At 63.9% G+C, this 3,413-nt stretch carries 3 protein-coding genes; 2 read left to right on the forward strand and 1 reads right to left on the reverse strand.

Translation table 11 applies throughout. The annotated features are described in order from the left end of the window. Window positions 1-446 (reverse strand): TPM domain-containing protein (locus tag AHiyo1_RS26080; protein ID WP_253257126.1); only part of this gene is annotated, 446 nt, incomplete at its 3' end. Window positions 447-777: 331 nt separating this feature from the next. On the opposite strand from AHiyo1_RS26080, the gene AHiyo1_RS02635 reads away from it, so the two are divergent. Continuing rightward, the gene (locus AHiyo1_RS02635) at window positions 778-2,433 is read left to right on the forward strand and encodes a S1C family serine protease (protein WP_059387521.1); all 1,656 of its coding nucleotides are present in this window, start codon (window positions 778-780) and stop codon (window positions 2,431-2,433) included. Window positions 2,434-2,707: 274 nt separating this feature from the next. Further along, on the forward strand, window positions 2,708-3,413 hold a 706-nt coding region (locus tag AHiyo1_RS02640; RefSeq protein WP_059387522.1), incomplete at its 3' end, for an electron transfer flavoprotein subunit beta/FixA family protein.

Genomic DNA, 3,413 nt, shown 5'->3' on the forward strand with positions numbered 1-3,413 from the left:
TCGATGGCTGCCTGGGCAAAGTCGCGCTTGCCTGCGCCCAGATTGGCCGCGATGGCATTGGACGAAATGGTTGACCTCTTGGAATAGATCGCACTGGCCGAATTGGGTGCGAAATAATACTGACCGGCCGTGGAGATGGCCAGAATGACGTCAGCCTTGCCCATACCCTTCTTGGTGGCCACTGCCGTGGCCCAGTCTGCGGGCGATGAGGGGTTGTCGAAGGAATTCACCGTGACCACGTACAAGTTGTATTTGTGGTCCTTCAGGAGCTTCTGGATGGCATCCTGGACCTCGCCCTTGCGGTTGCCCAGGACATTCGCGTTGTCCACGATGTTCTGGCCGGAGGGGATGGTCACCGGACCCTCGGCCCAGGCTGCGGTGGCCGGGAGGACCAGCAATCCGGCCAGGCCGATGACGGCGAGTACACGTTTCAACATTGACCGCATGTGCAACCCTTCAGCACGTCTGCGACTGGTCCGGGCCGGAGCAATCGAAACAGAATGCATCAGCGCCCCCACGCATGGTTGTCAAGCGGCAGGTCGCTGTGGCAATTCCACTTGATACTATGGTGCACCTTTTGGAGCGTCCACAGCGGTAAATATGCCGCCAGCGAAACGGGGAGAAATCGTACCTTCTCCAACGTTGAGGGGCTTGTCGGCGGCATTCGACGGCATAGGGCCAATCCGATGACGGCGTTCAGCAAGCTCCCAGCGAACGTCGACTCTTGATCCAGCAAGAGCGACGATAGTTAAGGGGACGAGGAAGAAAGGAAGTCCCATGACGGAGAACCCAGCACAGGGCGCCGAGCCTGAGAACAATGGCCCCGAGAACCATGGTCCTGAGAGCACCGGCAAGGCGGAAGCGGACAAGCAAGCCAATTCCCAGCCTACGGCCCCGCTGCCGGCATACCAGCCGGGTCAGGATTTCACTGCGAAGCCCGATTACCCGGCGCAGCCCGATTACACAGCGCAGCGGGAGCACACAGCACAGACCCCGGTAGCCCCGGCACCATGGGCCCAAGGCCCGGCCGAAAACGCCACCGAGCAGATCCACGCTCAGCACAGCGCTCCCCAGAACGGAGCGCCCCAACAGCGAGCCTCCCAGCACAGCGCGGGACAGCAGCACGCCTACCCGCAGCACCAGCCTTTCTATGGCGGACCGAACCCTGCGCAGCACTATCCCACTCAGCAGTTCCCCGCCCACCCGGGAGGTCCGGCGGCTAGTCCGAAGCGCAAGCCGGTCTTCGGCGTCGGGACCTTGGTGGCCTGCATCCTGGCAGCCGGTCTCGTGGGTGGAGGCGTGGTGGCCGCCAGCGATCAATTGTTGAACAGCCGGACCCCGGTGGCGGCCGGCAGCGGCCAGGCGGGAACCGTGATTGTCAACAACACGGACAACGTCAACGCCATCACAGCAGCCGCGGCCAAGGCTACTCCGAGCGTCGTGACCATCATGGCTTCAAGCGGGAGCCAGGGCGGCACCGGTTCGGGCATCATCCTCGACGACCAAGGCCACATCCTGACGAACACCCACGTGGTGACCCTTGACGGTGCCAGCGCCAACGCCGCCATTGAAGTGCGGTTGAGCGACGGACGCGTGCTGAAGGCGACGGTAGTGGGTACGGACCCGCTGTCGGATCTCGCCATCATCAAGGTGGACAACGCTTCCGGCCTCGTGCCGGCCACCCTGGGTGATTCCAGCAAGATCAACGTCGGAGACAACGCCATCGCCATCGGTGCTCCGCTCGGCTTGCCCGGCACGGTCACCGACGGCATCGTGTCCACGCTCAACCGCACCATCAGCGTGGCGTCCTCGGCTGTTCCCAACGGCGGCTCGGACAATTCGCAAAACGGCGGCCAGGGCGGATTCCAATTCGCCCCTCCAGGCGGTGGCCAGAGCCAGAGCAGTGCGGGCCAGGGCACCGTTTCGCTCAACGTGATCCAGACCGACGCGCCGATCAACCCGGGTAACTCCGGTGGAGCGCTCGTCAACACCAAAGGCGAGATCATCGGCGTCAACGTGGCAATCGCTTCTGCCGGCAGCAGCAGTTCTTCGTCTTCGTCCAGCGGCAACATTGGTGTTGGCTTCAGCATCCCGATCAACAACGCGAAGCGTATTGCGCAGGAACTCATCAAGAACGGCAAGGCAACCCATGGGCAGTTCGGCGTCAGCGTTCAGCCTAAGTCGGCAACAGGCAGCAGCTCCGGGTTCTCTATCGGCGCGCAGGTCGCGGCCGTGACCAAGGGCTCCGCAGCTGAGAAGGCCGGGCTCAAGGTGGGCGACGTCGTGACCAAGTTCGCCGGTATAGACATCACCGACCCGGAGCAGCTCACTGCGGCTGTCCGGGAGCAGCCGGCAGGCGCAACGGTCAAGGTGACCGTCCAGCGTAGCGGCCAGTCGCAGGAGCTCGACGTGACCTTGGACGCTGCTCCGTAACAGCTACGCCGTAGCAGCGGATTCCAGCACGCGAACTGACTAGCACGTCGACGACGGCGGGCGGCACCACCGGTGCGGCCCGCCGTCGTCGTGTGCTCTTGCCGCCGTGGCGGTGGCGATCCACGAAACAGGAGTTAACGCGGCGCCGTTGTCCGACTTGTCCCGCAATATGCTTAGCTAGGACGAGCCCGTATGCCGGGCACTCTTGGCCATGCGCCTAGTTGCTGGCCATCCCCGAGTATGGAAGGCTGCCTCGAACACAGTGGGAGATACATTGAAGATTGTTGTTCTGGTCAAGCACGTCCCGGACGCGCAGTTCGACCGACACCTCACCGGCCCAGGCAACACCACGGACCGCGACGAGAGCATCCTGTCCGAACTGGACGAGTATGCACTCGAAGCCGCGCTGCAGCTCAGCGAAGCCCGCGGCGGTGCCAAGGCCGGCAACGAGGTCATCGCCTTGAGCATGGGTCCAGCCGGTGCCGTGAACGCGGTCAAGAAGTCCCTGCAGATCGGTGCCTCCTCGGGAGCGCATTTGAGCGACGACGCCTTGGCCGGCTCCGATGCCGCAGCCACTTCGCTGGCCCTTGCCGCGGCGATCCGGTATCTCGGTGCAGACTCGCCCGTTGACCTCGTCCTGACGGGCATGGCGTCGACCGACGGCGAAACGTCCTTGGTTCCGGCACAGCTCGCCGAGCGGCTCGGACTCCCGCAAGTCACTTTTGCTTCGTCCCTGGAGGTCAACGGCGAACGCATCGTAGCGCGCCGTGACGGTGACGCCCACGCGGACACCGTGGAGGCAACCTTGCCCGCGCTGGTCTCCGTGACGGACCAGATCAACGAACCGCGATACCCCAACTTCAAAGGCATCCTTGCAGCCAAGAAGAAGAAGATCACGGCACTCACCCTGGCCGATATCGGCGTCGATGCCGCGCAGGTGGGCGCCGCGGGTTCCCTGACCGCCGTCGAGACCGCGGAGG

Source organism: Arthrobacter sp. Hiyo1, from assembly GCF_001263615.2.
Classification (GTDB): domain Bacteria; phylum Actinomycetota; class Actinomycetes; order Actinomycetales; family Micrococcaceae; genus Arthrobacter.

Excerpts from the sequence above, each read along its gene's own strand:
- AHiyo1_RS02635 (WP_059387521.1), top strand. The coding sequence starts at position 778 with ATGACGGAGAACCCAGCACAGGGCGCCGAGCCTGAGAACAATGGCCCC.